The 24,133-nt window shown below is 64.8% G+C and carries 19 protein-coding genes; 12 read left to right on the forward strand and 7 right to left on the reverse strand.

Annotated features, from left to right (window positions below):
* Positions 1-81 precede the first annotated feature (81 nt).
* On the forward strand, positions 82-1,383 hold the full coding sequence (trhP, locus tag BM046_RS13195; protein ID WP_090540240.1) for a prephenate-dependent tRNA uridine(34) hydroxylase TrhP: 1,302 nt from the start codon (positions 82-84) through the stop codon (positions 1,381-1,383).
* Between the two features lie 103 nt (positions 1,384-1,486).
* Positions 1,487-2,284 carry an undecaprenyl-diphosphate phosphatase gene (locus BM046_RS13200; protein ID WP_090540242.1) on the forward strand — a complete coding sequence of 266 codons (798 nt, stop codon included), beginning with the start codon at positions 1,487-1,489 and terminating at the stop codon, positions 2,282-2,284.
* Between the two features lie 73 nt (positions 2,285-2,357).
* Here the strand turns inward: BM046_RS13200 and BM046_RS13205 are convergent, their stop codons facing one another.
* Both BM046_RS13205 and BM046_RS13210 read right to left on the reverse strand, forming a co-directional pair.
* Positions 2,358-4,487: a TonB-dependent copper receptor gene (locus tag BM046_RS13205; protein WP_090540244.1), complete on the reverse strand. Its 2,130-nt coding sequence runs from the start codon at positions 4,485-4,487 to the stop codon at positions 2,358-2,360.
* Between the two features lie 54 nt (positions 4,488-4,541).
* A complete protein-coding gene (locus BM046_RS13210; protein WP_090540284.1) occupies positions 4,542-4,904 on the reverse strand; it encodes a DUF2946 domain-containing protein in 363 nt (120 codons plus the stop codon).
* 265 nt (positions 4,905-5,169) lie between these two features.
* Here BM046_RS13210 and BM046_RS13215 point away from each other — a divergent pair, with 265 nt between their 5' ends.
* Positions 5,170-6,321 carry a GGDEF domain-containing protein gene (locus BM046_RS13215; protein WP_090540246.1) on the forward strand — a complete coding sequence of 384 codons (1,152 nt, stop codon included), beginning with the start codon at positions 5,170-5,172 and terminating at the stop codon, positions 6,319-6,321.
* Positions 6,322-6,336: 15 nt separating this feature from the next.
* Here the strand turns inward: BM046_RS13215 and BM046_RS13220 are convergent, their stop codons facing one another.
* The 5 genes from BM046_RS13220 to BM046_RS13240 form a co-directional block, all read right to left on the reverse strand.
* The gene (locus BM046_RS13220; protein WP_090540247.1) at positions 6,337-7,449 is read right to left on the reverse strand and encodes a dihydrolipoamide acetyltransferase family protein; all 1,113 of its coding nucleotides are present in this window, start codon (positions 7,447-7,449) and stop codon (positions 6,337-6,339) included.
* Positions 7,446-8,438 carry an alpha-ketoacid dehydrogenase subunit beta gene (locus BM046_RS13225; protein ID WP_090540286.1) on the reverse strand — a complete coding sequence of 331 codons (993 nt, stop codon included), beginning with the start codon at positions 8,436-8,438 and terminating at the stop codon, positions 7,446-7,448. Before BM046_RS13225 ends, BM046_RS13220 begins: the two co-directional genes overlap by 4 nt.
* Complete coding sequence (gene pdhA, locus BM046_RS13230) at positions 8,431-9,522, reverse strand: pyruvate dehydrogenase (acetyl-transferring) E1 component subunit alpha (RefSeq protein ID WP_090540249.1); 1,092 nt, start codon at positions 9,520-9,522, stop codon at positions 8,431-8,433. Before pdhA ends, BM046_RS13225 begins: the two co-directional genes overlap by 8 nt.
* A gap of 135 nt (positions 9,523-9,657) precedes the next feature.
* Positions 9,658-10,563, reverse strand: a complete 906-nt coding sequence (gene rarD, locus BM046_RS13235; RefSeq protein WP_090540251.1) for an EamA family transporter RarD — start codon at positions 10,561-10,563, stop codon at positions 9,658-9,660.
* Between the two features lie 140 nt (positions 10,564-10,703).
* On the reverse strand, positions 10,704-11,972 hold the full coding sequence (locus BM046_RS13240) for an OprD family outer membrane porin (protein WP_090540253.1): 1,269 nt from the start codon (positions 11,970-11,972) through the stop codon (positions 10,704-10,706).
* Positions 11,973-12,668: 696 nt separating this feature from the next.
* Between BM046_RS13240 and tssA the strand changes: the two genes are divergently transcribed.
* The 9 genes from tssA to vgrG all read left to right on the forward strand — a co-directional run.
* On the forward strand, positions 12,669-14,225 hold the full coding sequence (tssA, locus tag BM046_RS13245; protein ID WP_177197871.1) for a type VI secretion system protein TssA: 1,557 nt from the start codon (positions 12,669-12,671) through the stop codon (positions 14,223-14,225).
* A gap of 19 nt (positions 14,226-14,244) precedes the next feature.
* Positions 14,245-14,751, forward strand: a complete 507-nt coding sequence (gene tssB / locus BM046_RS13250; RefSeq protein ID WP_090540257.1) for a type VI secretion system contractile sheath small subunit — start codon at positions 14,245-14,247, stop codon at positions 14,749-14,751.
* 17 nt (positions 14,752-14,768) lie between these two features.
* Positions 14,769-16,244 (forward strand): type VI secretion system contractile sheath large subunit, encoded by a 1,476-nt coding sequence (tssC, locus tag BM046_RS13255; protein ID WP_090540259.1) that lies wholly within the window; start codon positions 14,769-14,771, stop codon positions 16,242-16,244.
* A gap of 6 nt (positions 16,245-16,250) precedes the next feature.
* Positions 16,251-16,655: a type VI secretion system baseplate subunit TssE gene (tssE, locus tag BM046_RS13260; protein ID WP_090540261.1), complete on the forward strand. Its 405-nt coding sequence runs from the start codon at positions 16,251-16,253 to the stop codon at positions 16,653-16,655.
* Positions 16,656-16,687: 32 nt separating this feature from the next.
* Positions 16,688-18,481, forward strand: a complete 1,794-nt coding sequence (gene tssF / locus BM046_RS13265; RefSeq protein WP_090540263.1) for a type VI secretion system baseplate subunit TssF — start codon at positions 16,688-16,690, stop codon at positions 18,479-18,481.
* Complete coding sequence (tssG, locus tag BM046_RS13270; RefSeq protein ID WP_090540265.1) at positions 18,445-19,455, forward strand: type VI secretion system baseplate subunit TssG; 1,011 nt, start codon at positions 18,445-18,447, stop codon at positions 19,453-19,455. The genes tssF and tssG overlap by 37 nt, the downstream gene beginning before the upstream one ends.
* A gap of 3 nt (positions 19,456-19,458) precedes the next feature.
* On the forward strand, positions 19,459-22,065 hold the full coding sequence (gene tssH / locus BM046_RS13275; protein ID WP_090540267.1) for a type VI secretion system ATPase TssH: 2,607 nt from the start codon (positions 19,459-19,461) through the stop codon (positions 22,063-22,065).
* Between the two features lie 10 nt (positions 22,066-22,075).
* Entirely contained in the window at positions 22,076-23,620 is a 1,545-nt protein-coding gene (locus BM046_RS13280) for a sigma-54 interaction domain-containing protein (RefSeq protein ID WP_090540288.1), read from the forward strand.
* Positions 23,601-24,133 (forward strand): type VI secretion system tip protein VgrG (vgrG, locus tag BM046_RS13285; RefSeq protein ID WP_143084198.1); only part of this gene is annotated, 533 nt, incomplete at its 3' end. The genes BM046_RS13280 and vgrG, both read left to right, overlap by 20 nt.

A 24,133-nucleotide genomic window follows, 5' to 3' on the forward strand; every position in this document is an offset into this window, starting at 1 on the left:
ACGCCTGATCCTGATCAATGTCCTGCATGACCTGAGCGGCTATCCTCCCCGGCCTTCTTGTCTTGTAAACAGGATCACACCATGAACCAAGCTCCCGAACTGCTGGCTCCGGCCGGCACGCTCAAGGCCATGCGCTTTGCCTTTGCCTATGGCGCCGATGCGGTCTACGCCGGTCAGCCGCGCTACAGTCTGCGCGTGCGCGAGAACGACTTCCACGACCCGGCGGTCCTGGCCGAAGCCATCGCCGAGGCCCACGCGCTGGGCAGGAAGTTCTATCTGGCCAGCAACATCTCCGCCCACAACAACAAGGTCGCCACCTACGAACGCGACCTGCAGCAGGTCATCGAAATGGGGCCGGATGCGCTGATCATGTCCGATCCGGGACTGATCATGCTGGTGCGTGAACGCTGGCCGCAGATGCCGGTGCACCTGTCGGTGCAGGCCAATGCCACCAACTGGGCCACGGTGAAGTTCTGGCAGCAGCAGGGGCTGCAACGGGTCATTCTCTCCCGTGAGCTGTCGCTGGAGGAGATCGAGGAGATCCGTCGCCAATGCCCGGACATGGAACTGGAGGTCTTCGTTCATGGAGCCCTGTGCATCGCCTACTCAGGGCGCTGCCTGCTGTCGGGCTACTTCAACCACCGCGATGCCAACCAGGGCGCCTGCACCAACGCCTGCCGCTGGAAATACGATCTGCAGCCGGCCAGGGAGACCCCCGAAGGCAATGTCGAGCCGGTGGTGGTGGAGCCCCAGGCCCAGCCGCTGTACCTGCTCAACCAGAGCGACAAGCCCGACGAGCAGATGGCCGTCGAGGAAGACGAGCACGGCACCTACATCATGAACTCCAAGGACCTGCGGGCGGTTCAGCATGTACCCCGGTTCGTCGAGATGGGCATCCACTCGCTGAAAATCGAGGGCCGCACCAAGTCCCATTTCTACGTCGCCCGTACCGTGCAGACCTACCGCAAGGCGATCGACGATGCCATGGCCGGCCGGCCCTTCGACATGGCCCTGATGGACGATCTGGAGAGTCTGGCCAACCGCGGCTATACCGAGGGCTTCTACCGCCGCCATCCACCGGGGGTGTACCAGAACTACGAACGCGGCAACTCCAGCATGAGCCGTCACCAGTTCGTCGGCGAGGTACTGGAGGAGCAGGGTGACTGGCTGAGCATCGAGGTGAAGAACCGCTTCGCCGTCGGCGACCGGCTGGAACTCATGACCCCCTCCGGCAATCACAGCTTCGTTCTGGAAGCGCTGCAGGACCGCCATGGGCAGCCAGCCGAAGTCGCACCGGGCACCGGCCATGTGGTGCGCATCCCCAGGCCGCAGGGAGTCGACACAGGGTACGCACTGCTGCTGCGCCATCTGCCGGCCAGCTGACCGGAAGCTGAACGGGTCATGCAAATGTTCGCTCCGCCGGGCAGTTCGTGGTTTACTTGCGCGTTTTCCAGCCGTTTCCCCAGACCACGGAGCGAATGCGTAGATGGATTGGTTGCAAGTTGTGGTACTGGCCCTGCTCCAGGGCCTGACCGAGTTTCTCCCCGTTTCCAGTTCCGCCCACCTGATCCTGGTGCCCGCCCTGACCGGCTGGCCGGACCAGGGCCTGGCGTTTGATGTCGCCCTGCACTTCGGCAGCCTGTTTGCCGTGCTGCTGTATTTCCGCCGCGACCTGATCGGCATGACCGCCAGCTGGGGGCGCTCGGTCGCGACCCGGCAACTGGATGACAATGCACGACTGGCCTGGGGCGTGGTCTTCGCCACCATTCCCGTGGGGCTGGCGGGGCTGGCGTTCAAGGATCAGATCGAGCTGTACCTGCGCTCGCCCTTCTATCTGGCCATGGGCCTGGTGTTCTTCGGTCTGCTGCTGGGCTGGGCGGACTGGCGCCATCGGGGCGATCGCAGCGAGAGCCAGATGACCTGGAAGGATGTGCTGATCATCGGCTGCGCCCAGGCCCTGGCGCTGATTCCCGGCACCTCCCGCGCCGGTATTACCATCACCGCGGCCCTGTTTCTGGGGCTGAACCGGGAAGCGGCCTCGCGCTTCTCCTTCCTGCTGTCGATCCCGGTGATATTGCTGGCCTGCCTGCTCAAGACCAAGGACCTGATCGAGGAGCAGGTGCCGGTAGACTGGTTCGCCATGGGGCTGGGCGTGTTGGTGTCGGCCGTCAGCGCCTTCCTGTGCATCCACTACTTCCTGGTGTTCATCAAGCGCATCGGCATGCAGCCCTTCGTCATCTACCGCATCCTGCTGGGCATCGCCTTGCTGGCGGTATTCTACTGACAAGGGTTGGCGAGCACCGGCTCGCCGACGGGCTTCGTGAAGGCGTAGCGCACGTGCGCCACGCCTGCTCAGCTCAGAAGCTCAGATCCAGCTTGGCCCAGAGCGTGCGCCCCGGCTCGTTGATCCGGGTATCGGCCGGGAAACCGAAGCTGCCGTTGCCGGCCAGGTTCAGATGCTCGGCGTAGGCCTTGTCCAGCAGGTTGTCGACCCCGACGCTGGCGGTTACCGCCTGATTGAAGCGGTAGGCCGCATTCAGTGACAGTACCCCGAACCCGGCAGAGTCGCCGAAGTCCCGGCTGGTGACATTGCCCTTGCCATCGGCGGTGCGGCTCTGCGCCGCCACTACCCGCCACAGGGCACCGGCACTCCAGTTGTCCCGGGCATAGGTCAGGTTGAAGCGGGCATCCAGCGGCGGCATCTGCGGTATTGCCTCCCCGTCGCTGCGATTGCGGCCCCAGGCCCAGGCCAGACTGGTCTCCAGCTCCCAGTTGTCGGTCAGATCCAGCGCCAGCCCGGCCTCGGCACCCATGATGTGGGCGTCGATGTTCTGCGCGCTGCTGCTCATGCCGGTGTAATCGAACAGGATGAAGTCATCCACCACCCCGGCATAGCCGGAGATCCACGCCTGCAGGCTGTCACGCTGGTACTGCAGACCCACGTCCAGCTGGGTGGTGCGTTCCGGCTCGATAGCGTCGAAGGCATTGACCGCTCCCGGCGACCGGCGGGGCGAGAACAGCTCCCAGTAGTCGGGGAAGCGCTGCACATGGCCGATACCGATATAGGCGGTGGCGGGCAGGCTGGACAGATCCTGCTCCAGCCGCAGGAAGGCGGCGGGCAGGGTCTCCCGGCGGGTCTCCCCGGCGGTAGGATTGGCTGGCGGTGGCATATGCCCACCGCCATGGCCGGCGCTGACAGTCTGGCGAAAGTCCTCGACATGGTGCTGATCCAGTCGCACACCCCCGATCAGCCGCTGGTCCTCCCGGCGCGTCCAGGTCAGTTCGGAGAACAGGCCGATCTGGCTGAAGCTGGCGTCCTTGAGCCAGGGCTGGTGCCGGTAGGCATCCTCGACGCCCATGCTGTTGCGGGTGCGGTGGGTGTTACGCTGGGCATCGGCCCCGGCCAGCAGCTCGATATCCTCCCATACCCATGTGGCCGCGAGCCGCGCGCCCAGAGTACGGCGGTCGACGTTGGAGGCCATGCCCCCGGCCATCATGCCGGTGCTGGGCGGTACCCGCAGGCTGTAGTTGTCCATCACATGGTCGGCATAGTTGTAGTACACCCGCGCCTCCAGTTCCTGCAGCGCACCGCCCTGGAATTGCTTCTCGAAGCGCAGGCCCAGGCTTTCGCGCTCGAACTGGGATCCATCCATGCCGCGCCCGGCATAACGCGCCTCGCCGTCTCCGGCGCCAACACTCAGCTCCAGCAGGGTGTCATCGTCCGGGGTCCAGCCCAGCGCCAGATCGGTATTCCATTTGTACCAGCGCGAGGGCACCCGGTCGCCGTTGCCATCTTTATAGTCGCCGGAACGGGAGCGGTTGCCACTCAACCGCAGATAGCCCTCACGGCTGCCGATGGCACCGTCCAGCTGCAGATCCCGGCGGGTATTGGACCCAGCCACCACGCTGGCATCCAGCCGCGTACCCGGCTCGTCGAAACTTTCCGGCAGGCGATCGAACAGCACGGTGCCCGCCGAGGAGCCCGGCCCCCAGGCCACGGTCTGCGGACCCTTGATTACGGTCAGTTGATCGAAGTTCTGCGGGGCGATATAGGAGGACGGAGTATCCATGCGCGAAGGGCAGGCACCGAGCATTTCGCCGCCGTTGGTCAGCAGCTTGAGCCGCGAGCCGAACATGCCGCGCAGCACCGGATCACTGTTGCTGCCGCCACCGCGTACTGCGGAAAAGCCGGGGATGGTCTTCAGGTAGTCGGCCCCGTCACTGGCTGGGATCGGCTGGCGCGCGTCCCCGGGGTTGGTGATGATGGTCAACGGTGAGTCCTGCTGCACCGAGGTGATCACCCGGGGCGGCAGCAACAAGAGGTCCTGCTCCCCATGCGGGTGATGATGCTGTTGAGCCAGGGCACTGCCGGCCAGCAACGCCAACAGGACGGTATGTGCAGCCTGCCAGCGCAGGCGGGAAGGGTGAACGGCAAAACGCAGGGACGGGCAGGCAGACGCCACCCGGTCACAGTCATATCTGGACATGGCAATTTCCACTTCAATAATCAGCTTCGCCGTGCTCCTGCACGGCTATGGAGGTCAACTGTGGAAATGCACGGGAGGGGCGCGGGGCTGACTGTCGCCATGGCGCAGCGTCGGCCGCCGCGGTGTTTCAGGTAACGGCTGGGCCTGCTGCGGCTGATGCCGGGGCAGTACCAGCTGCAGGGACAGAATCAGCGGCGGATTTAGGGTCAGCAGCTCACAGTAGCCGCACAGCTCCAGCGCCGCCAGCCAGTCGGGCAACTCGGCCGTGGTCGTATGGTGGCCGTGAGCCGAAGGCGGCGCATGATGCGTTTGATGGTGCCCCGCATGTGCCGGGGCAGCCGCCTCCATCCGCAGCGCGGAGTACAGCGGACCGGCATGAATCATCAGCATGGCAAAGAGGCCAAGCCAGATACTCAGTGCATTGAGGCGTTTACGCACCAGCAGCGGATTCCTTCGGCGACCCCGAGTAACTACACCGGGAAACTCGCCCGGTGCACCCGGTACCTGTCCCCATGACAGGTTCCATGCACACAGCATAGCGGAGCATCCCGATACCCACCTTGTCCGGGATCAAATTTCGGTCGGTACCCTAATCGGGCCTTATCTTGATCTGTATCAGCTCGGCTACCCCGGTGCCCTGTATCTTAGGCTCAGGCCACTATAACGATATCAACACACCACTATGTCGACATTTCTTGATCTGCTCCGGCGGCGCCTCGGCAGTCTGCTGCCAGCGGAGATTGCCCCCGGTGAGAGTCTGAAACTGCTGACCCCGTTTCGGCACCCCCTGCTCATCAGTCGCCATCGCGCCGGGCTGATCGTCGACCGGGTTCGCCTGTTCGCCTTCCTGTTTGCCGTACTGACCCCACTGTGGAGCATGGTGGACTTCATCGCCTTCCCCTCGCCGCTGTGGGGGCAGTTGATGGGCCTGCGGCTGATGGTATGTCTGGCCTTCCTCTGCCTGCTGTTGTTCTACCGGGACCAAGAACGCATGGGGGACGCCTACCTGGCGATGTTCATCCTGTTCGCCATCCCCACCCTGTTCTATATCGCCTCGCACACCCTGCTGATGCACTACGATCTGGTGGACATGCCGGCAGCGGTTGCCGCGGGCTACGCCTTCCTGCCCTTCGTGCTGATGGCCGGGCTGGCGCTGTTCCCGCTGACCCTGCTGGAGAACCTGCTGGTGGCCGCCGTGCTGCTGCTCGCCCAGGGCCTGGCCGGCTATCTGAACTGGTCGACCCTGAACTGGCCGTCCTTCGTCGGTGCCTTCTGGCTGCTGATCCTGATCGCCGGCGTCACCAGCCTGGCCTGCATGAGCCAGCTGGCCTACATGGTGGCGCTGCTGCGCCGGGCCATCCGCGATGACCTGACCGGGGTCTTTGCCCGCAACAGCGGCGAGGAAATACTCCAGGTGCAGTGGAATACCAGCCTGCGCAACAACAGCGCGCTGTCCGTGGCGTTCATCGATCTGGACCATTTCAAGCAGATCAATGATCGCCACGGCCATGCCAGCGGCGACGACGCGCTGCGCCAGACCAGCCAGCAGATCCAGAGCTGCATGCGCAGTTCCGACAGCCTGGTGCGCTGGGGCGGGGAGGAATTCCTGCTGATCATGCCCGACACCGACATGACCCGGGCGCGTCAGGCCCTGGAGCGTCTGCAGCGCAACGGTCTGGGCGTGCGCCCGGAAGGCACGCCCCTGACCGCCAGTATTGGCCTGGCCGAACGCTTCTTCGACCAGGTGGAGAGCCCGGGGGCTCTGCTGGAACTGGCGGACCAGCGCATGTACCAGGCCAAGGAACGGGGCCGCAACCGCATCCAGGCCTGGTAACCCGGGGCGACAGCATTACTCCGCCCGCTGCAGATCGGTCACCAGCGCCTTGAGAAAGCGCGCCGCCTCGCCACCGGTAACGGCGCGGTGATCCACCGTCAGCGACAGCGGCAATATCCGGTGCACCACCGGCTGTCCATCCACTGCCACCACCTGATCGCGGATGACCCCGGCACCGACGATGGCCACCTGCGGCGGGACCACCACCGGGCTGGCGTAGCGGCCGAACAGGGTGCCGTAGTTGGACAGGGTGATGGTCGCGCCCATCAGCTCCCGGGGCGGAATGGAGCGATTCAGCACATCCGCACGCAGCCGATCAAGCCCGGCGCGCAGATCCTCCGCATCGCGATTGGCCACGTCCCGCAGTACCGGCACGAACAGCCCGTCGGGGGTGTCCACCGCCACACCGAGGTCGACCTGCTGATGCCGCACCAGGCTCATGCGCACCCCATCGAAGGCCACGTTCAGCGCCGGCTCGGACAGACAGGCACGGGCTATGGCGCGTGCCAGCCGCACCATGGGGTCACGCTGCCCGGACGGCCACAGGTGCAGATCGGCGTCCTCGACCAGGGTCACCGGTACCACCTCGGCATGGGCCCGAGCCATGTTCCTGGCCATGCTGCGTCGCACGCTGCGTACCGCTTCGCCACCATCGGGGCCGGCTGCAGCGCGCTGCACGTCCTCCTCGGTAATCAACCCATCGGTACCGCTGCCCTGCAGGGTGTCCAGTGCCACGCCGAGGCGCTCCGCCAGCTGACGGGCGCGCGGGGCAGCGCGCACCGCCCGGGCCGCACGACTGGACGGTGCCGCGCCTATGATGAAGTCATCCGCCGCCAGGTCGCTGTGTCCGGCGGCCTGGCCCAGGCTGCCGACCACGGTACCGCTGTCCTCGGCCGGCCCTTCGAACTCCACCAGCGGCGAGCCGACGTGCAGCAGGTCCCCCGGTGCGCCGAAGCAGCGGCTGACCACCCCGGCCCGGGGCGACGGCACCTCGACGATGGCCTTGGCCGTCTCCACCGAAACCAGCAACTGATCGACTTCCACGGTATCACCGGGCTGCACATGCCACTCGATGATCTCCGCCTCCTGCAGCCCCTCGCCCAGATCAGGCAGTCGAAATTGCTTCATGATGCTTGCTCCAGGGTCCGCAGCGCGGCCCGACAAATACTTTCCACATCCGGCAGGTAGGCCATCTCCTGACGCGCATAGGGAATCACGCAATCGAAACCGGTAACCCGCTGCACCGGTGCCTGCAGAGCATGGAACAGCTGCTCCTGCACCAGTGCCGCAATCTCGGCACCCGGGCCGTAACTGCGTGCGGCCTCGTGCACCACCACACAGCGCCCGGTCTTGCTGACCGAGGCCAGGATGGTCTCGGCATCCAGGGGCTTGAGAGTGGCCACGTCGATCACTTCGCAGTCGATGCCCTCTTCGGCCAGACGTGCGGCGGCCTCCAGGGTCTCCTTGAGCGCCGCTCCCCAGCTGACCAGGGTCAGATCACTGCCCTCGCGCAGGGTAAAGCAGGTGTCCAGCGGCAGGGGCTGACCGTCATCGGTCACCGGCTGGCGCACCGACCGGTAGAGCCGCGAGGGCTCGAGGAAGATAACCGGATCCGGATCGGCGATCGCCGCCAGCAACAGGCCATAGGCGCGGCGCGGGGAGGAGGGAATCACCACCCGCAATCCCGGCACATGGGCCAGCATGGCCTCGGTGCTCTCACCGTGGTGCTCCGGCGCATGGATGCCCGCGCCGTGGGGCGTGCGTATGACCATGGGGCAGCTCAGGCGTCCGCGGGTGCGACTGCGCAGGCGGCTGGCATGGGATACCAGCTGCTCCATGCCCGGGTAGATGAACCCCATGAACTGGATTTCCGCAACCGGGCGCAAGCCCTGGGCGGCCATGCCCACGGCGATCCCGGTAATCAGGGTCTCGGCCAGCGGCGTATCCATGACCCGGCGGAAGCCGAAACGCTCATGCAACCCCAGGGTGGCGCGGAACACGCCGCCGTTGGGCCCCACGTCCTCGCCGAGCACCACCACATCCGGGTCGTCGGTCATGGCCCGGTGCAGCGCCAGATTGATGGCCTCGACCATGCACAGCGTATTCTGCTCAGCCATGCTCACCTCCCGCCAGTCGCCCGGCCCGCTCCAGCCACTGGTCCCGCTGCGCTGCATAACCGGCGGGCAACTGCTGGTACAGGTGATCGAAGGGTGCCGATGGCTCAGGCTCGGCGAGCGCGCGGAAGGCCTCCACCGCAGCGTTGATCTGCTCACCCAGCTCCCGGTGCAGGCGCTGCTCCTGCGCCTCGTCCCACAGCCCCTGCTGGTGCAGGAACCGCTGCAGGCGGCCCAAAGGTTCACGTTTCCACGCCTCGCTCAGTTCCTCGGCGGAGCGGTAGCGGCTGGCATCGTCCGAGGTAGTGTGGTCGCCCAGACGGTAGGTGACACATTCGATCAGCGTCGGGCCCTTGCCGGCCCGGGCACGCTCGATGGCGGTCCGCACCCGGTCGTATACCGCCAGCACATCATTGCCATCCACCTGCTCCCCGGGAATACCCGCCGCCAGCGCCTTGTGCGCCAGGGTCGGCGCGGCGGACTGCAGACAGCGCGGTACCGAAATCGCCCACTGGTTGTTGTTGACCACGAACACCACCGGCAGCTGCCACACCCCGGCCAGGTTCAGGCTTTCGAGAAAATCGCCCTTGCTGGTGGCGCCATCCCCGCAGGTGGTGACGGCGACCCGGGGCTGCTGCCGGATACGGAAGGCGGCGGCCACACCACAGGCATGGCAGGCCTGGGTGGCAATGGGCACACAGATGGGGAAATCCTCGACGGCGGCGGGCGCCGACCAGGCGCTGCCGCGCTCGTCTCCACCCCAGTACAGCAGGATGTCCTGCATCTGCACCCCACGCTGCAGCTGGGTGGCGGTATCGCGGTAGTAGGGAATCAGCACATCGGCGTCGGTCATCGCACGGCCCAGCGCCGTGCCGACGGCTTCCTGCCCGAGCGTGGACGCGTAGGTGCCGATCTGGCCGGTGCGCTGCAGGGCAACACATTTCTGATCGAACAGCCGCACCAGATTCATCTGGCGGTACAACTCGAGCAACAGCGGGGGATCATCCACCCAGCCCGGCAGGTCGCCCTGCGGCTGGCCCTGGTCGTCCAGATAACGGGTAAAGGGAATCTGCACGGTTAACGGCATACTGTCCTCCTGTCCGGGGTGGCCGGCTTGTGGCCGGACTGCCCGCCAACGCCCGGATAGGGCGCTGACGTCGACAGCAAAACTGCTCTCGCCAAGCAGTATAGGTCAGGATCGGCTTGCCGCCCGGGGCTAGCCCTACGGAGGGTCCGCCGGAGGCTGCAGCCCCCGCTGCTGGCGCCGCAGGTGACGCAGGCCCTCCAGCACCAGCACGGCAACCGCCAGCCAGATCGGAATGTAGGTCAGCCACTCGCTCGGCCCTATCTGCTCGCCAAGCAGCAAAGCCACCATCACCAGCAGCACCGGCTCGACATAACCGAGCAGGCCGAACAGGGTAAAGGTCAGCAGGCGGCTGGCCACGATGAAGCAGATCAGCGCGGCGGCACTGAATACCCCGAGCAGGGCCACCAGCGGATACAGGCGGGGCGCCTCGGCAAACAGGGCAAGGGCCGCCCCACCATCCCAGGCGAACCAGAAGGCCACCGGCAGCAGAAACAGCATGTCGAACCAGAAACCACCCAGATGGTTGGTACCCCGCGCCCGACGCAGGATGAAATAGGCCGGATAACCTATGGCCACCAGCAGGGTTTCCCAGGCCAGGGTGCCGGCCTGGAGCAGCGCATGGCCGACTCCGAACACCGCGAAGGCAATGGCCAGCTGCTGCAGACGGGACGGGTGTTCGCGGTAGATCAGATAGCCGGCCAGCACCATGCTCAGCGGCAGCAGGAAGTACCCCAGCGAGACCTCCAGCGCCCGGCCGTTGAGCGGTGCCCACATGAACAGCCACAGCTGCACACCCATCAGCGCGGTGCTCAGAAGCTGTATCAGCAGCAATGTCGGCCGCCGCCGCAACCGCCCGGCGATCTCCCGGGCCAGCGGCCAGTAACCGAACCACAGCATGAACAGGGTGACGCAGGGAAAGGTCAGCAGCATGCGCCAGCCGAAGATCTGCTCACCGTTGAGCGGCTCCAGGAGGGTGGAGAAATAATACAGCCCGCCAAACAACATGGAGGCCAGTACGGACAGAACAACACCAAGGGACAAGGATGCCTCCGGCAGGATGGAATCAGTGCCGCCATTGTAGGCGTTGGATGTGAGGCAATGACAGCCGCGGAAGGTCGCAGGCGGAGAGAGTAAGGAAGGAACCGGGCGGGCCATGGCGGCCCGCCCGATAACCGGCGTGCTTAGAGGATGTTCATCGGGAAGTCGACGAAGATCCGCACTTCGTTGCCATCGTCGTTATAGGCGCTGGCATTGTTGGACACACGCAGGAAGGAGCTGCGCAGGCGGATGCTCATATCCTTGGCAGCGCCACTCTGTACCACATACTTCAGCTGGTTGAAGATTTCCCGCTCGCTACCGCTGCCGCGACCGGTACCATCATTGATATCGGTGCCGTAGATATAGGCAAAGTTGTAGCTCAGACCGGGAATGCCGTACTGGGTAAAGTCGTGGCCGTAACCGAACTGCCAGGAGCGCTCGTCTTCGGCGTTGAAGTCGGACCAGAAGGAGTTGGCGACCCAGATGGTGGTGCCACCATCACCCACCGCACCCTGGTTCTGGTAGAAACCATAGTTGTAACCAGTGTCACCACTGCTGCGCTGGTAAGCCACGGTGAAGTCATGCGGGCCGGTAGCGTAGTTGGCAGACAGGCTCCACAGATTGTTACGGTCACCCGAACCATCCCAATCCTTGTCCTGCTTGGTGCGGTAGCCGCTGAAATCCAGGGTCAGGGTATCGTTCTGATCCATCGGCAGAACATAGTTCAGGTTGGCGTACTGGCGCTTCAGGCGATCTTCCACATCGGAGGCATAGAGAGCCGCACGGAAGTTGTCGCTGAACTGATAGCTGCCGCCCAGGACTTCGATGGACTTCAGTCCGCCACTGTCACGACCTTCATCACTCTTGCGATGCTGAGCATGGAAGCGGCCGGCATGCACGGTCAGACCGTCAATCTCGTTGGAGGTGATCATGGTACCGGTATAGGCTTCCGGCAACAGACGGCTGTTATCATGGCTCAGTACCGGCAGAGCGGGCTGTTGATCGCCGTAGCTGAGAACGGTATTGGAGAAACGCGCCTTGATGGCTGCACCAGCGTGGGCAACGTCCTTCTCAACATCGCCATTGTTATCGATCATGAAGAAGTCGATACCGCCGGCACCGGCGCGGCCCCGGCCGCTGTCCAGACGCACGGCATACTGACCAAAGGCGTCAACACCAAAGCCGACAACACCTTGGGTGAAGCCGGAATTGAAGGTCAGAACGGCGCCCTGGCCCCATTCCACCTTGTCGTCAGCACCGTGCTTGTAGTCGCGGTTCATATAGGCATTGCGCAGGAACAGATCGAGACTGCTGTCCTCGACAAAGCCCTTGGAGTCGGCCTGACCGGCAGCCAGTGCCGGGACGGAAGTCATCAGGGCCAGTGCTATGGCGCTCAGTTTGTATTTAGTCATTTTCAGATGCCTGGATGCTGTTTTTAGTAGAGTTCGTGCCCATCACCCATCCGTGGGACGTTGTAATGGGATGGTTCCGCATTATCCATATTCTGACCAGTTTGCCTAGCGTTGCGGGTCACAACTCCCCGTTTTTCGCCCCCTTCAGGACAGCGAGGCGCTGCTGGAAGCGGGGTCTGCTCCATTTTGCATCATTTTTATCTGTTACGTTTTTCGGAAATCCACGGAACATACAAGTGCGCAAGAAGTTGCGCACTTAAATATGAATAAACAACAAAAATTAGAATCATCCAGAGCTTCATGACAAATCCATACTGCGCAAATTCTTGCCAACCTTTAAACAGGATGACTCTCTAACTAATAAACCGTCCAAAGTGTGAAACAGATCACCTGGAATCCGGACCAGAAACAAATCATGCCGTGTCAAGATCCGCTTTTTAGACGCTCCCATGCACAATTTTGCCGTCCTATTTCCCGGAAACGCCAAGCACCTCACATAACTGCCCTTGTTCTTGAAGAGCATGGAAACTAGAGTTCGCTGCGGTGAAATTAATGCTGCGCAACAAGTTGCACACAACAACCAAGCTCTAGCACGTCGCTGAATCTCAGCAGTATCCGGCGTATCAGAATTCGATGAATCAGGGCGCACCAGATATCTGGCGCGTCATGCCTATTTTTACAGGTCTGGCATCCGGAATGCTTACATCTCGATATATCGAACTGGCCACCCAGCCCATTGCCGACGGCGACTTTGCCGGCGTTGATGTGCGCTATTGCGGAGAATTCGAGGCCATCGAATCGACGGTGACACAGCAGGGCTCCATCCACGCCAGTGGCGAGCCCGACTGGCAGCAGGTGATTGCGCAGAGCAGCGCACTGCTGGCCGAACAATCCAAGGATCTGCGGGTGGCCTGCTGGCTGGCCTGGGCGCTCTATCGCCACGAAGGCCCGTCCGGTCTGCAGGCGGGGCTTGAGATGATCGGCGCGCTGCTGCCGCACTGGTTGCAGCTGCATCCGCGCCGCGACAGAACCCGTGCAGCCGCCATCGGCTGGCTCGCGTTGCGCCTGGAACAGGCCATGCCCGACCTGCTTGAGGCGGGTACCAGCGAGCAGCTGCAAGGATTGCAGGGGGCGTTGTCCGGGCTGGACCAGCAGCTTGCCGAGCTGCTCGGAGAGCAGGCTCCCTTGTTACAGCCGCTGTGCCGGCAACTCCGTGAGCGCAGTAATGCCGCAAACCCCGCCAGCAGTCCTGCCCCGGTACCCGGTGCCACTGCCTCACCTGCGCCGGCCCCTGTCCCGGACCCCGGCAGCGTCGGCGGATCGACGGGTCCGGACATCATCGTCTCCCCTAGGGACGCGCATCGGGCGCTCCGATCCCTGCAGGAACAGGCCCGCAGCATCTGCCAGTGGTGGCAGAGCCAGTCGCTGACCGATCCGCGGGCAATGAGCCTGTCCCGCTGCCTGCTGTGGCTGCCGATCGAAGCCATGCCGGAACACGACGCCAGCGGGCGCACCCAGCTGCGCGGCCTGCCGGCCGACCGGCTGCAGCAGTTCCAGGAGCGCCTGGGGCAGGGGCAGCCCGGCGAACTGCTCAGGGACATCGAAAGCAGCGTCGCCCGCTCCCCATTCTGGCTGGATGGCCAGCATCTGGCCTGGCAGTGCCTGGATGCACTGGAGGCCACGGCCGCCAGACAGGAACTGGAGCTGCAGCTGGGCAGCTTCCTGCGGCGCCTGCCCGGCATCGAACAGCTGCAGTTCTTCGATGGCACCCCCTTCGCCAACCCGAAAACGCTTTCCTGGATCAGCAGCCGGGTACTCATGGACCACAGCGGCGCCAGCACGCCAGCCCTGGAATCGCCGACGGATGAGCCCTGGGACACCGCCCTGAGCGAAGCCATGGTCTTGCTGCAGGGCGAGGGTCTCAAGGCCGCCATGACCAGGATGCAGACCGGTATCGACAGCGCCCGGGGCGGACGCGCACGACTGCACTGGCAGCTGGCGGCAGCTCGGCTGTGCAGCCAGGCAGGCCGACAGGATCTGGCCCGGCACCTGCTCGAGGGGATGGAACACACCCTGCGCGACCCACGGTTGAGCCAATGGGAGCCGCAATTGCTGGTACGGGTCATGCGCCTGCTGCTGCGCACCCATGAGCAACTCGCGGACAAGGCATCGCGCCAGCGCCGCGATGAAATCTTTCAACGGTTGTGCCACCTCGATTTCGATGTGGTGCTGGAGCAGGCCCTCGGGCCATAACCCAAGCGGAGAACGACACATGGCCAAAGAAGGCTCGGTAGCACCCAAGGAACGCATCAACGTCACCTTCAGCCCGGATACCAATGGCGCCCAAGAGGAACTGGAGCTGCCACTCAAGCTCATGGTCCTCGGGGATTTCACCCAGCGCGAGGACGAGCGCCAGATCGAGGATCGCAAACCCATCTCGATCGACAAGCACAACTTCGACGAGGTGCTGGCCAAGCAGGAGCTGAATCTGACGCTGACGGTGCCGAACCGGCTTCAGGACGACCCGCAGCAGGAAGATCTGGCGGTGAAACTGCAGATCAATTCGATGAAAGACTTCAACCCTGCCAGCCTGGTGGAGCAGGTTCCGGAGCTGCGCCAGTTGATGGAGCTGCGTGACGCCCTGGTCGCGCTGAAAGGCCCCCTGGGCAATGCCCCGGCCTTCCGCAAGGCCATCGAAAGCGTACTCGGTGATGACGCCTCTCGGGAACGCATTCTCAACGAACTCGGCCTCACCGACACCCAGCAACCCGATTCCTGATCCCGAGGACGCCAGCCATGACCACACAGACAGCGCTCGACACCAGCCGGCAAGCCACCGACGACAGCATTCTCGACCGCATCATCGCCGAGACCCGCCTGAGCCCCGAAGACGAAGCCTACGGCATCGCCCGGCGGGGTGTGTCCGCCTTCATCGAGGAACTGCTCAAGCCCCACAATCAGCAGCAGCCGGTGAAGAAGGCCATGGTCGATCGCATGATTGCCGAGATCGACAGCAAGCTCAGCCAGCAAATGGACGAGATTCTCCATCACCCGAGTTTCCAGGCCCTGGAATCGGCCTGGCGCGGACTCAAGCTGCTGGTCGATCGTACCGACTTCCGCGAGAACACCCGCATCGAACTGATCAACGCGTCCAAGCAGGATCTGCTGGAGGATTTCGAGGACAGTCCCGATATCGTCCAATCCGGCCTGTACAAGCACGTCTACACCGCCGAGTACGGCCAGTTCGGCGGCAAGCCGGTGGGCGCCCTGATCTCCAACTACTACTTCGGCCCAAGCGCACCCGACATCAAGACCCTGCAGTACGTGGCCAGCGTTGCCAGCATGGCGCATGCCCCGTTCATCGCCTCGGCGGGCCCGCAGTTCTTCGGCCTGGAAAGCTTCAACGGGCTACCCGACCTCAAGGACCTCAAGGATCACTTCGAGGGCCCTCAGTTCGCCAAGTGGCAGTCCTTCCGTGAGCGGGACGACGCCCGCTATGTCGGTCTGACCCTGCCGCGCTTCCTGCTGCGCACCCCCTATGACCCGGTCGAGAACCCGGTGCGCAGCTTCGTCTATCGGGAGAATGTCGCGGGCAGTCACGAAGACTACCTGTGGGGCAATACTGCCTTCGCCTTCGCTACCCGTCTGACCGAAAGTTTTGCCCGCTACCGCTGGTGCCCGAACATCGTCGGCCCCCAGAACGGTGGCGCCGTGGAAGACCTGCCGCTGCACCACTTCGAGAGCATGGGCGAGATCGAGACCAAGATCCCCACCGAGGTACTGGTCTCCGACCGCCGGGAATACGAGCTGGCCGAGGAGGGCTTCATCGCCCTGACCATGCGCAAGGGCAGCGACAATGCGGCCTTCTTCTCCGCCAACTCGACCCAGAAGCCGAAGTTCTTCGGCAACAGCGAGGAGGGCAGGAATGCCGAGCTCAACTTCCGCCTGGGAACCCAACTGCCCTACCTGTTCATCGTCAACCGGCTGGCGCACTACCTCAAGGTACTGCAGCGCGAACAGATCGGTGCCTGGAAGGAGCGCACCGACCTGGAGCTGGAGCTGAACAAGTGGATCCGCCAGTACGTTGCCGACCAGGACAATCCCAATCCGGAGGTGCGCGGACGCCGGCCGCTGCGGGCCGCCCAGGTGAAGGTGGCCGATGTGGAGGGGGAGCCGGGCTGGTACCGGGTCAGCCTCAGCGTGCGCCCGCACTTCAAGTACATGGGTGCCGACTTCACCCTGTCGCTGGTCGGCAAGCTGGACAAGGAGTAAGCCGCGGTGAGCTACGGCAGTCTGTTCGAACGGCTGGCCGGCGAGGTCGGCGCCCGTGAGGGGCTGGCCACCGCAGACGCGGTGGCCGCCTCGGTATCCCGGCACCTGACCCGCATGCTCAGCACCCGTGCCGGCAGCGTGCAGACCCTGCCGGACTACGGTCTGCCGGACCTCAACGACATGCGCCTGTCGGTGCACGACGCCCTGCAGCAGGCACGCTCGGCCATCGAGCGCTTCATTGCCGACTACGAGCCGCGCCTGCAGCAGGTCCGCGTCACCGCCCTGCCCCGCCACCACGACCCCCTGCATCTGGCCTTTGCCATCGAAGCGGTCATGGATGGCGAGGGTGAACGCCGGAAAGTGAGCTTTGCCGCCAGCCTCGATGGCAGCGGCCGGGTTCGCGTCCGGTAACCGCGCCAGCCACCAAGACAGGGTCGCCAGTCATGTCCTTCAACCACTACTACCAGAGCGAACTGAGCGCCCTGCGCCAGGCAGGCAAGCGTTTTGCCGAGCGCAACCCGGCGCTGGCGCCCTTCCTCGGTCAGAGCGGCAGGGACCCGGACGTGGAGCGTCTGCTGGAGGGCTTCGCCTTTCTCACCGGACGGCTGCGGCAGAAGCTGGATGATGAACTGCCGGAGCTGACCCATTCGCTCATGCACCTGCTGTGGCCGAATTACATGCGCCCGCTGCCGGCCTTCAGCATGCTGCAGTTCGACCCGCTGAGGCGCGCCGGCCCGGCGGTGACGGTGCCCCGTCACACCCCCGTGGAGTCCCGGCCGATACAGGGCATCTCCTGCCGGTTCCGCACCACCAGCGAGGTGGAGATTCTGCCCCTGCAGCTGAACCGGCTGGATTACTCGGTCAAGGGTGAAGGCGCGCTGCTCAGCCTGCGCATGGCCATGGTCTGCGAAGGCTGTCTGGGTGATCTGGGCCTGCAGCGCCTGCGCCTGCATCTGGCCGGCGAGCGCTACGTCAGCCAGATGCTCTACCTGTATCTGCTGCAGCAGCTGGACAGGATAGAGCTGGTCCTGCTGGATGCCGAAGGCCGCGCCCTGGCACTGCCGGAGGGCCCCGGCCGACCACGCGCATTGCAGATCGACGCCGACCAGGTGCAGGCCGGTGGCTTCGACCCGCAACAGGGGCTGGTCCCCTACCCGGTCAATACCTTCACCGGTTATCGCTGCCTGCAAGAATACTACGCCTTCGAGGAAAAATTCCTCTTTGTCGACGTCACCGGGCTGGACTGTCTCACCCGGCTCGATCCGGCGCTGCTCCAGCAGGCCTGCGGTCTGGAGCTGCGCTGCCACATCCGCAAGACCGGCAGCCAGCGCATCAGTCCGACCCTGGACAACGTGCGTCTGTACTGCACGCCGGTGGCGAACCTGTTCAGTCACGATGCCGTCCCTATCCGCCTTGATGGCCGACAGGACCACTACCTGCTGCGCCCGGCGGAATATCCGCAGCACCAGTGCGCGGTCTACTCGGTGGACCGGATCACCGGCTGGAAGCCCGGCGGCATGGGGCATACCGAGTACGTCGCCTTCGAATCCTTCGAGCACGACAACCGCACCGAGGGAGCTGTGTCGGCGCCCCACTACAGCCTCCGTCAGTATCCGTCCCTGCACGGCGAAGGGCTGGAGACCTTCCTCAGCTTCGGCGGCGGCAGCGAGGATCTCCACGAGACCCTGTCCATCGAGCTGACCTGCACCAATCACCAGCTGCCCAGCCAGCTGAGTATCGGCGACATCTGCTGCCTCAGCGAGGACACCCCGGACTTTCTCGGTTTCCGCAACATCAGTCCGGTGACCCCCAGCTACGCACCGCCCCTGGACAGCGATTTCCTGTGGAAGCTGATCAGCAACATGTCGCTCAACTACCTGTCGCTGACCAATGTCGATGCACTCAAGGCGATGCTGCGCAACTACGACTTCCCGCGCTATCACGATCAGCACGCGGCGCGCATCGGTCAGCACCGGCTCGATGGCCTGAAACATATACGGCACCAGCATGTCGACCGTCTCAAGCAAGGGCTGCCGGTGCGCGGCATACGCACCGAGCTGGAGATGGACGCTGAGCACTATCTGAGCGAGGGCGAACTCTTCCTGTTCGCCAGCGTGCTCAACGAATTCTTTGCGCTGTACGCCAACCTCAACTCCTTCCACGAGTTGCGGGTCACAACCACCCAGGGAGAGCGGTACCAATGGACGCCACGCATGGGGTTGCAGCCCCTGCTCTGAGCAGTCTGGGCCGCACCATTCGAGAATACAGCCTGTTTCAGGGCATCAGCCAGGTAATGCACCGCCTGCGCCAGGCCCACCCCGGCCTGAGCGAGGAGGCGCTGTACGAGCACCTGGAATTCCGGGCCAATCCGAGCATGGGGTTTCCCGGCACCGATATCGAGCAGGTGGAGTTCGTGCATGAGCATGGGGAGCTGCGGGCGCGCCTGTGTATCAATCTGATCGGCCTGTTCGGCTCCGCCTCTCCACTGCCGACCTTCTACAGTGAACAGGCCCTGGGCGATGCTCCGGGGGACATTACCACCCGGGACTTTCTCGACCTGTTCAACAACCGGCTGCAACGGCTGCTGCTGCCGATATGGCGCAAATATCGCTACCAGAGCCGCTACCGTCCCGGCGCCGGCGACGCCGTTTCGGCGCACATGTTTGCCCTGGTCGGGCTGGGTCTGGCGCCGCTGCGCGAGGCCGGCGACCTGCAGTGGAATCGTCTGCTGCCCTACCTGGGCCTGATCAGCATGCGCGTGCAGTCCGCGGCACTGCTGGAATCCACCCTGCGCTACTACTTCCAGCACCCGGGCATGGACATCGAGGAATGCGTCGAACGCCGGGTGGAGATCGACGTGGAACAGCAGAACCGGTTGGGCCGGGCCAACAGTCAGCTGGGCAGCTCGCTGGTACTGGGGGACCGCATCCGCGACCGCAGCGGCAAATTCCGCATCCATATCCGCGATCTGGACTGGGAAGGTTTCCATGACTTCCTGCCTGGCGGCAAGGGCTATGCGGCACTGCTGACCCTGGTGCGCTTCTGTCTGCGCACACCCCTGGCCCATGACCTGCGGCTGCAGCTGCGCCGGGACGCCATTCACCCGCTTTTTCTGGCCGGGGACAACCTCTGCCGGCTGGGCTGGACCAGCTGGCTGGGCGAATCCGACTACCCCCCGGAAGTCACACTGGCCTCTGGAATCAAGGACTGACAGATGATCAACGTGGATATTCAGAAACTGGTTCAGGCGCTCGATGCGCCCAGCCGCCGCGACCTGGAAGCCGCCGCCCAGAGCTGCGTGCGCCGGGGTGCCGGCAAGGTCCTGCCGGAGGATCTGCTGCTGGCGTTGCTGGAGCGTCCGGACAGCCTGCTGCTGAAGGCTCTGGAGGACGCGGAACAGGATATCGACGGCTTGCGCAGCGCCCTGCAGCCCCGCGGCGAGGGCGACGGCGGCCGCAGCCCGAGCTTCGCCCTGGAGCTGGTGCAGTGGCTGCAGGACGCGCTGCTGGTGGCCACCCTGGAACTGGGCCGCAGTCAGGTGGACCAGGCGGCACTGCTGCTCGGCCTGCTGCGCAATCCGGTGCGCTATGCCGGCACCCGCTACCAGCCGGCCCTCGACAGCATCCGCAGCGACAGGCTCCTTGACCATGCTCTGGCCATGCAGGAATCGCCGGCCAGCGCTCCGGCCGCCGGTGGAGACAGCGCCCTGGCCCGCTTCACCCACAACCTCACAGCCCAGGCCCGGGACGGCCGTCTGGACCCGGTTCTGTGCCGCGATCAGGTCCTGCGCCAGATGATCGATATCCTCGCCAGGCGACGCAAGAACAACCCCATCGTCATCGGTGATGCGGGTGTGGGCAAGACCGCCGTGGTCGAGGGGCTGGCCCTGCGCATTGTTGCCGGGGAGGTACCCGAGGCCCTGCGCGATGTCGACCTGCTGGCCCTGGACATGGGCCTGCTGCAGGCGGGCGCCAGCATCAAGGGTGAGTTCGAGCGTCGCCTGCAGGCGGTGATCGACGAGGTTCGCAGCGCCGCCCGCCCGGTGATCCTGTTCATCGATGAAGCCCACACCCTGATCGGGGCTGGCGGCCAGCCGGGCACCTCGGACGCCGCCAACCTGCTCAAGCCGGCACTGGCACGGGGCGAGCTGCGCACCATCGCCGCCACCACATGGAGCGAATACAAGAAGCACTTCGAGAAGGACCCGGCCCTGACCCGACGCTTCCAGCCGGTGCAGGTGCTGGAGCCGACCACCGACGAAGCCGTCACCATACTGCGCGGGCTGGCCCCCCTCTACGAAGCCAGTCACGGGGTCTACCTGCGCGATGATGCGGTGATTGCCGCTGCGCAGCTGTCCGCGCGCTACCTGGCCGGACGGCAGCTGCCGGACAAGGCAGTGGATGTGCTGGACACGGCCTGCGCCCGGGTACGCATCGGGCTCGCCTCACCGCCGGAGGCCATCACCGACCTGCGCACCCGAATCGCCGAGCAGGAACGTCAGCTCCAGGCCCGGCAGCGCGATCAGCAGGCCGGACTGGCGGTGGCCAGCAGCGAGCTCGACCATCTGCAGCAGGAGATTGACCGGAACCGCCACACCTTGCAGGAGCTGGAGACCGACTGGCAGCAACAACGGGAACTGGCGGATCGCCTGTTGCAGCTGCGCCGCCGCTGCACCGCGCGGCGCCAGTCCGACGCGCCGGCCGACAGCCCAACGGATCAGCCGCAGGCACCGTCACTGGAGCAGCTGAGCGCCGAGCTGGAGCAGCTGCAGGGCCAACTGCAGAGCATCCCCGTCGAGCGGCGGCTGGTGAGCTACGAGGTATCCCCGCGCCTGGTGGCCGAGGTCATCAGCCACTGGACCGGAGTACCGCTCAGCCAGCTGGCCCGGGAACACAGCGCACGGGTTACCGGCTTCGCCGACGATCTGCGCCAGCGCATCCGCGGCCAGGAGCAGGCAGTGGTGGCGCTGGACCGCGCCATGCGCGCCGCGGCGGCGGGGCTGAACAATCCGGATGCGCCGGCCGGGGTATTCCTGCTGGTGGGTCCCAGCGGGGTCGGCAAGACCGAGACCGCGCTGGCGCTGGCCGATCTGCTGTATGGCGGCGAGCGTTTTCTCACCACCATCAACATGTCCGAATTCCAGGAAAAGCACAGCGTATCGCGGCTGCTCGGCGCGCCGCCCGGCTATGTCGGCTATGGCGAAGGCGGCATGCTCACCGAAGCAGTGCGCCAGAAGCCCTACTCGGTCATCCTGCTGGACGAGATCGAGAAGGCCGACCCCGAGGTGCTCAACGTCTTCTATCAGGTCTTCGACAAGGGGGTAGCCAATGACGGTGAAGGTCGGGAGATCAACTTCCGCAATACCCTGATCCTGATGACCTCGAATCTGGCCAGCGAACAGATCATGCAGCTCTGTGCCGGGGGCCAGCGGCCGGATGCCGCGCAACTGGAACAGAGCATACGCCCCACCCTGAGCCGCCACTTCAAGCCGGCGCTGCTGGCCCGCATGCGCGTGGTGCCCTACTACCCGGTCGACGATCAGGTGCTACGGGAGCTCATCGCACTCAAGCTGGAGCGCTTCGGCGAGCGCCTGCAACGCCGCCAGCTGGGCTTCAGCCACAGCCCGGCGCTGGTCGAGCATTTCGCCGGTCGCTGCCAGCAGGGCGACAGCGGCGCGCGGCTGATCGACTACCTGATCGACCAGCAGTTGCAACCGCGAATCGTCGATCAGGTGCTGGACAGCATGGCCACCGGCGCCAGCCTGAGCCACGTTCACGCCACCCTGGATGCCGAAGGAGCGCTGGTCTGTGAGTTCGCTTGAATTGCCGCCGCTGTTCGACCAGCTGAGCCGGCCGCTGGATTACGCCGAGCAGCTGCTGGTCCGCTTCGCCGCTCTGGCCCGCAGCCGAGACAATCGGGAACTGCAGCAGGGTCTGGCCGAGGCGGCGGGTGCGCTGTCCGGCAGCGCCCTGAGTCAGCTCTATCTGCTGGACGTGACCCATACCCAGCTGAATCTGACCGCGCAATGGCGGGATGGGCGTTCCTGCTCCCGGGACGGCGGCACCCTGTCCAGCGACTACCGTGACCAGCAGCTGCTGCAGTATTGCCTGACGCAGAACCGGCCACTGCATATCGACGATCTGCATGGCAGCCTGTATCAGACGGATTTCCTGCCCGCCGATGCTGGTCAGTGGCGCTGCCTGACCTGCCTGCCGCTGCAGGACGGCGAGCAGCATGTCAGCGGACTGCTGTTGCTGGCCGGGCGCGCAGGTCAGGCCTTCCAGGCCTACGAGGAATCCCTGCAGTTACTGGGTAACTTCACTCTGCAGCAACTGCAGCTGTTGCAGCACAATCAGCCGGCGTCACCCCCACCCCCAGCAGTGACGCCTTCAACGGCTCTGGCCCGCAGCTACGGCCTGATCGGTGAAAGCACCGCCATGCAGCGGGTCTACCAGCTCATCGGCAAGGTGCTGCACAACCCGGTCACAGTGCTGATAACCGGGGAAACCGGCACCGGCAAGGAGCTGGTGGCACGGGCGATTCACGATTACGGCTCCCGCCGCAGCGAGAACTTCGTGGTGCAGAACTGTGCGGCCCTGCCCGAACACCTGCTGGAAAGCGAGCTGTTCGGCTATCGCCGGGGCGCCTTCACCGGTGCCGATCGGGACTACGCCGGGCTCATCGCCAGCGCCGATGGCGGCACCCTCTTCCTGGATGAAATCGGCGATATGCCCCTGTCGCTGCAGGCCAAGCTGCTGCGCTTTCTGCAGGAAAGCGAAGTGCGCCCGCTCGGCAGCAACGAAACCCGCCGGGTGGATGTGCGCATCATCACCGCCACCCATCAGGATCTGCAAAGCATGGTCAGTAAGGGGTTGTTCCGCGAGGACCTCTACTACCGGCTGACTCCCTTCCCCATCCGCCTGCCGCCCTTGCGCGAGCGGGGTGAGGATATCGCGCTGCTGGCCCTGCGCTTTGCCGACGAGGCCTGCCGCTTCCTGCACCGCAGCCCCTGCAGCTGGGGCGAAGGCACCCTGCAGCAGCTGAGCAGCTACAGCTTCCCGGGCAACGTCCGCGAGCTGAAGGGGATGATCGCCAGGGCCCTGCTGCTGTGCGAGGACAACCTGCTGCTGCCCGAGCATTTCAACCTGCCCGCCGACAGCGGGCCGGCCACAGGCATGAACCTGCGCGACCGACTGGAGCTGGTCGAACGCAACCTGCTGCTCGATTGCCTGCAGCGCAATCAGGGCAATCAGACCAGCGCCGCGCAGGAACTGGGGCTGCCCAGACGCACCCTGCTGTACCGCATGCAACGACTGAACATCAGCCCCGCCGACCTGAGAACCAGGGAGAGACACCATGTTCAACCTGGCCAATGAAGCCCACTTCACCCTGGACCTGCCCGGCCTCGAGCACGACTTCCGGGTGCTGTCCTTCCGCGCTCACGAAGCCATCAGCCAGTGCTACCGCATCGAACTGCAGCTGGTCAGTGACCAGCCGGACCTGGATCTGGAGGCCCTGCTGCAGCGCAATGCCTGGCTGGGTATTCAGCATGGCGAAGGCGAGGGGACCGGCCTGCACGGCCTGATCCACCACGCCGCCATCGGCGAGGCCGGCAAGCGCCTGACCCGCTACCGCCTGGAGCTGGTACCCCACCTGCACTACCTGGGCCTGCGCCACAACCAGCGCATCTTCCAGCACCTGACGGTACCCCAGATCATCAGCCGGGTGCTGGCCGATCACGGTATCCAGAGCGATGCCTACAGCTTCCAACTCGGTGTTGACTATCCCGAGCGCGACTACTGCACCCAGTACGACGAGACCGACCTGCACTTCATCCAGCGCCTGTGCGAGGAAGAGGGCATCCACTACCACTTCCGCCACAGCCCGGA

It is taken from the genome of Halopseudomonas formosensis, from assembly GCF_900115905.1.
GTDB lineage: Bacteria > Pseudomonadota > Gammaproteobacteria > Pseudomonadales > Pseudomonadaceae > Halopseudomonas > Halopseudomonas formosensis.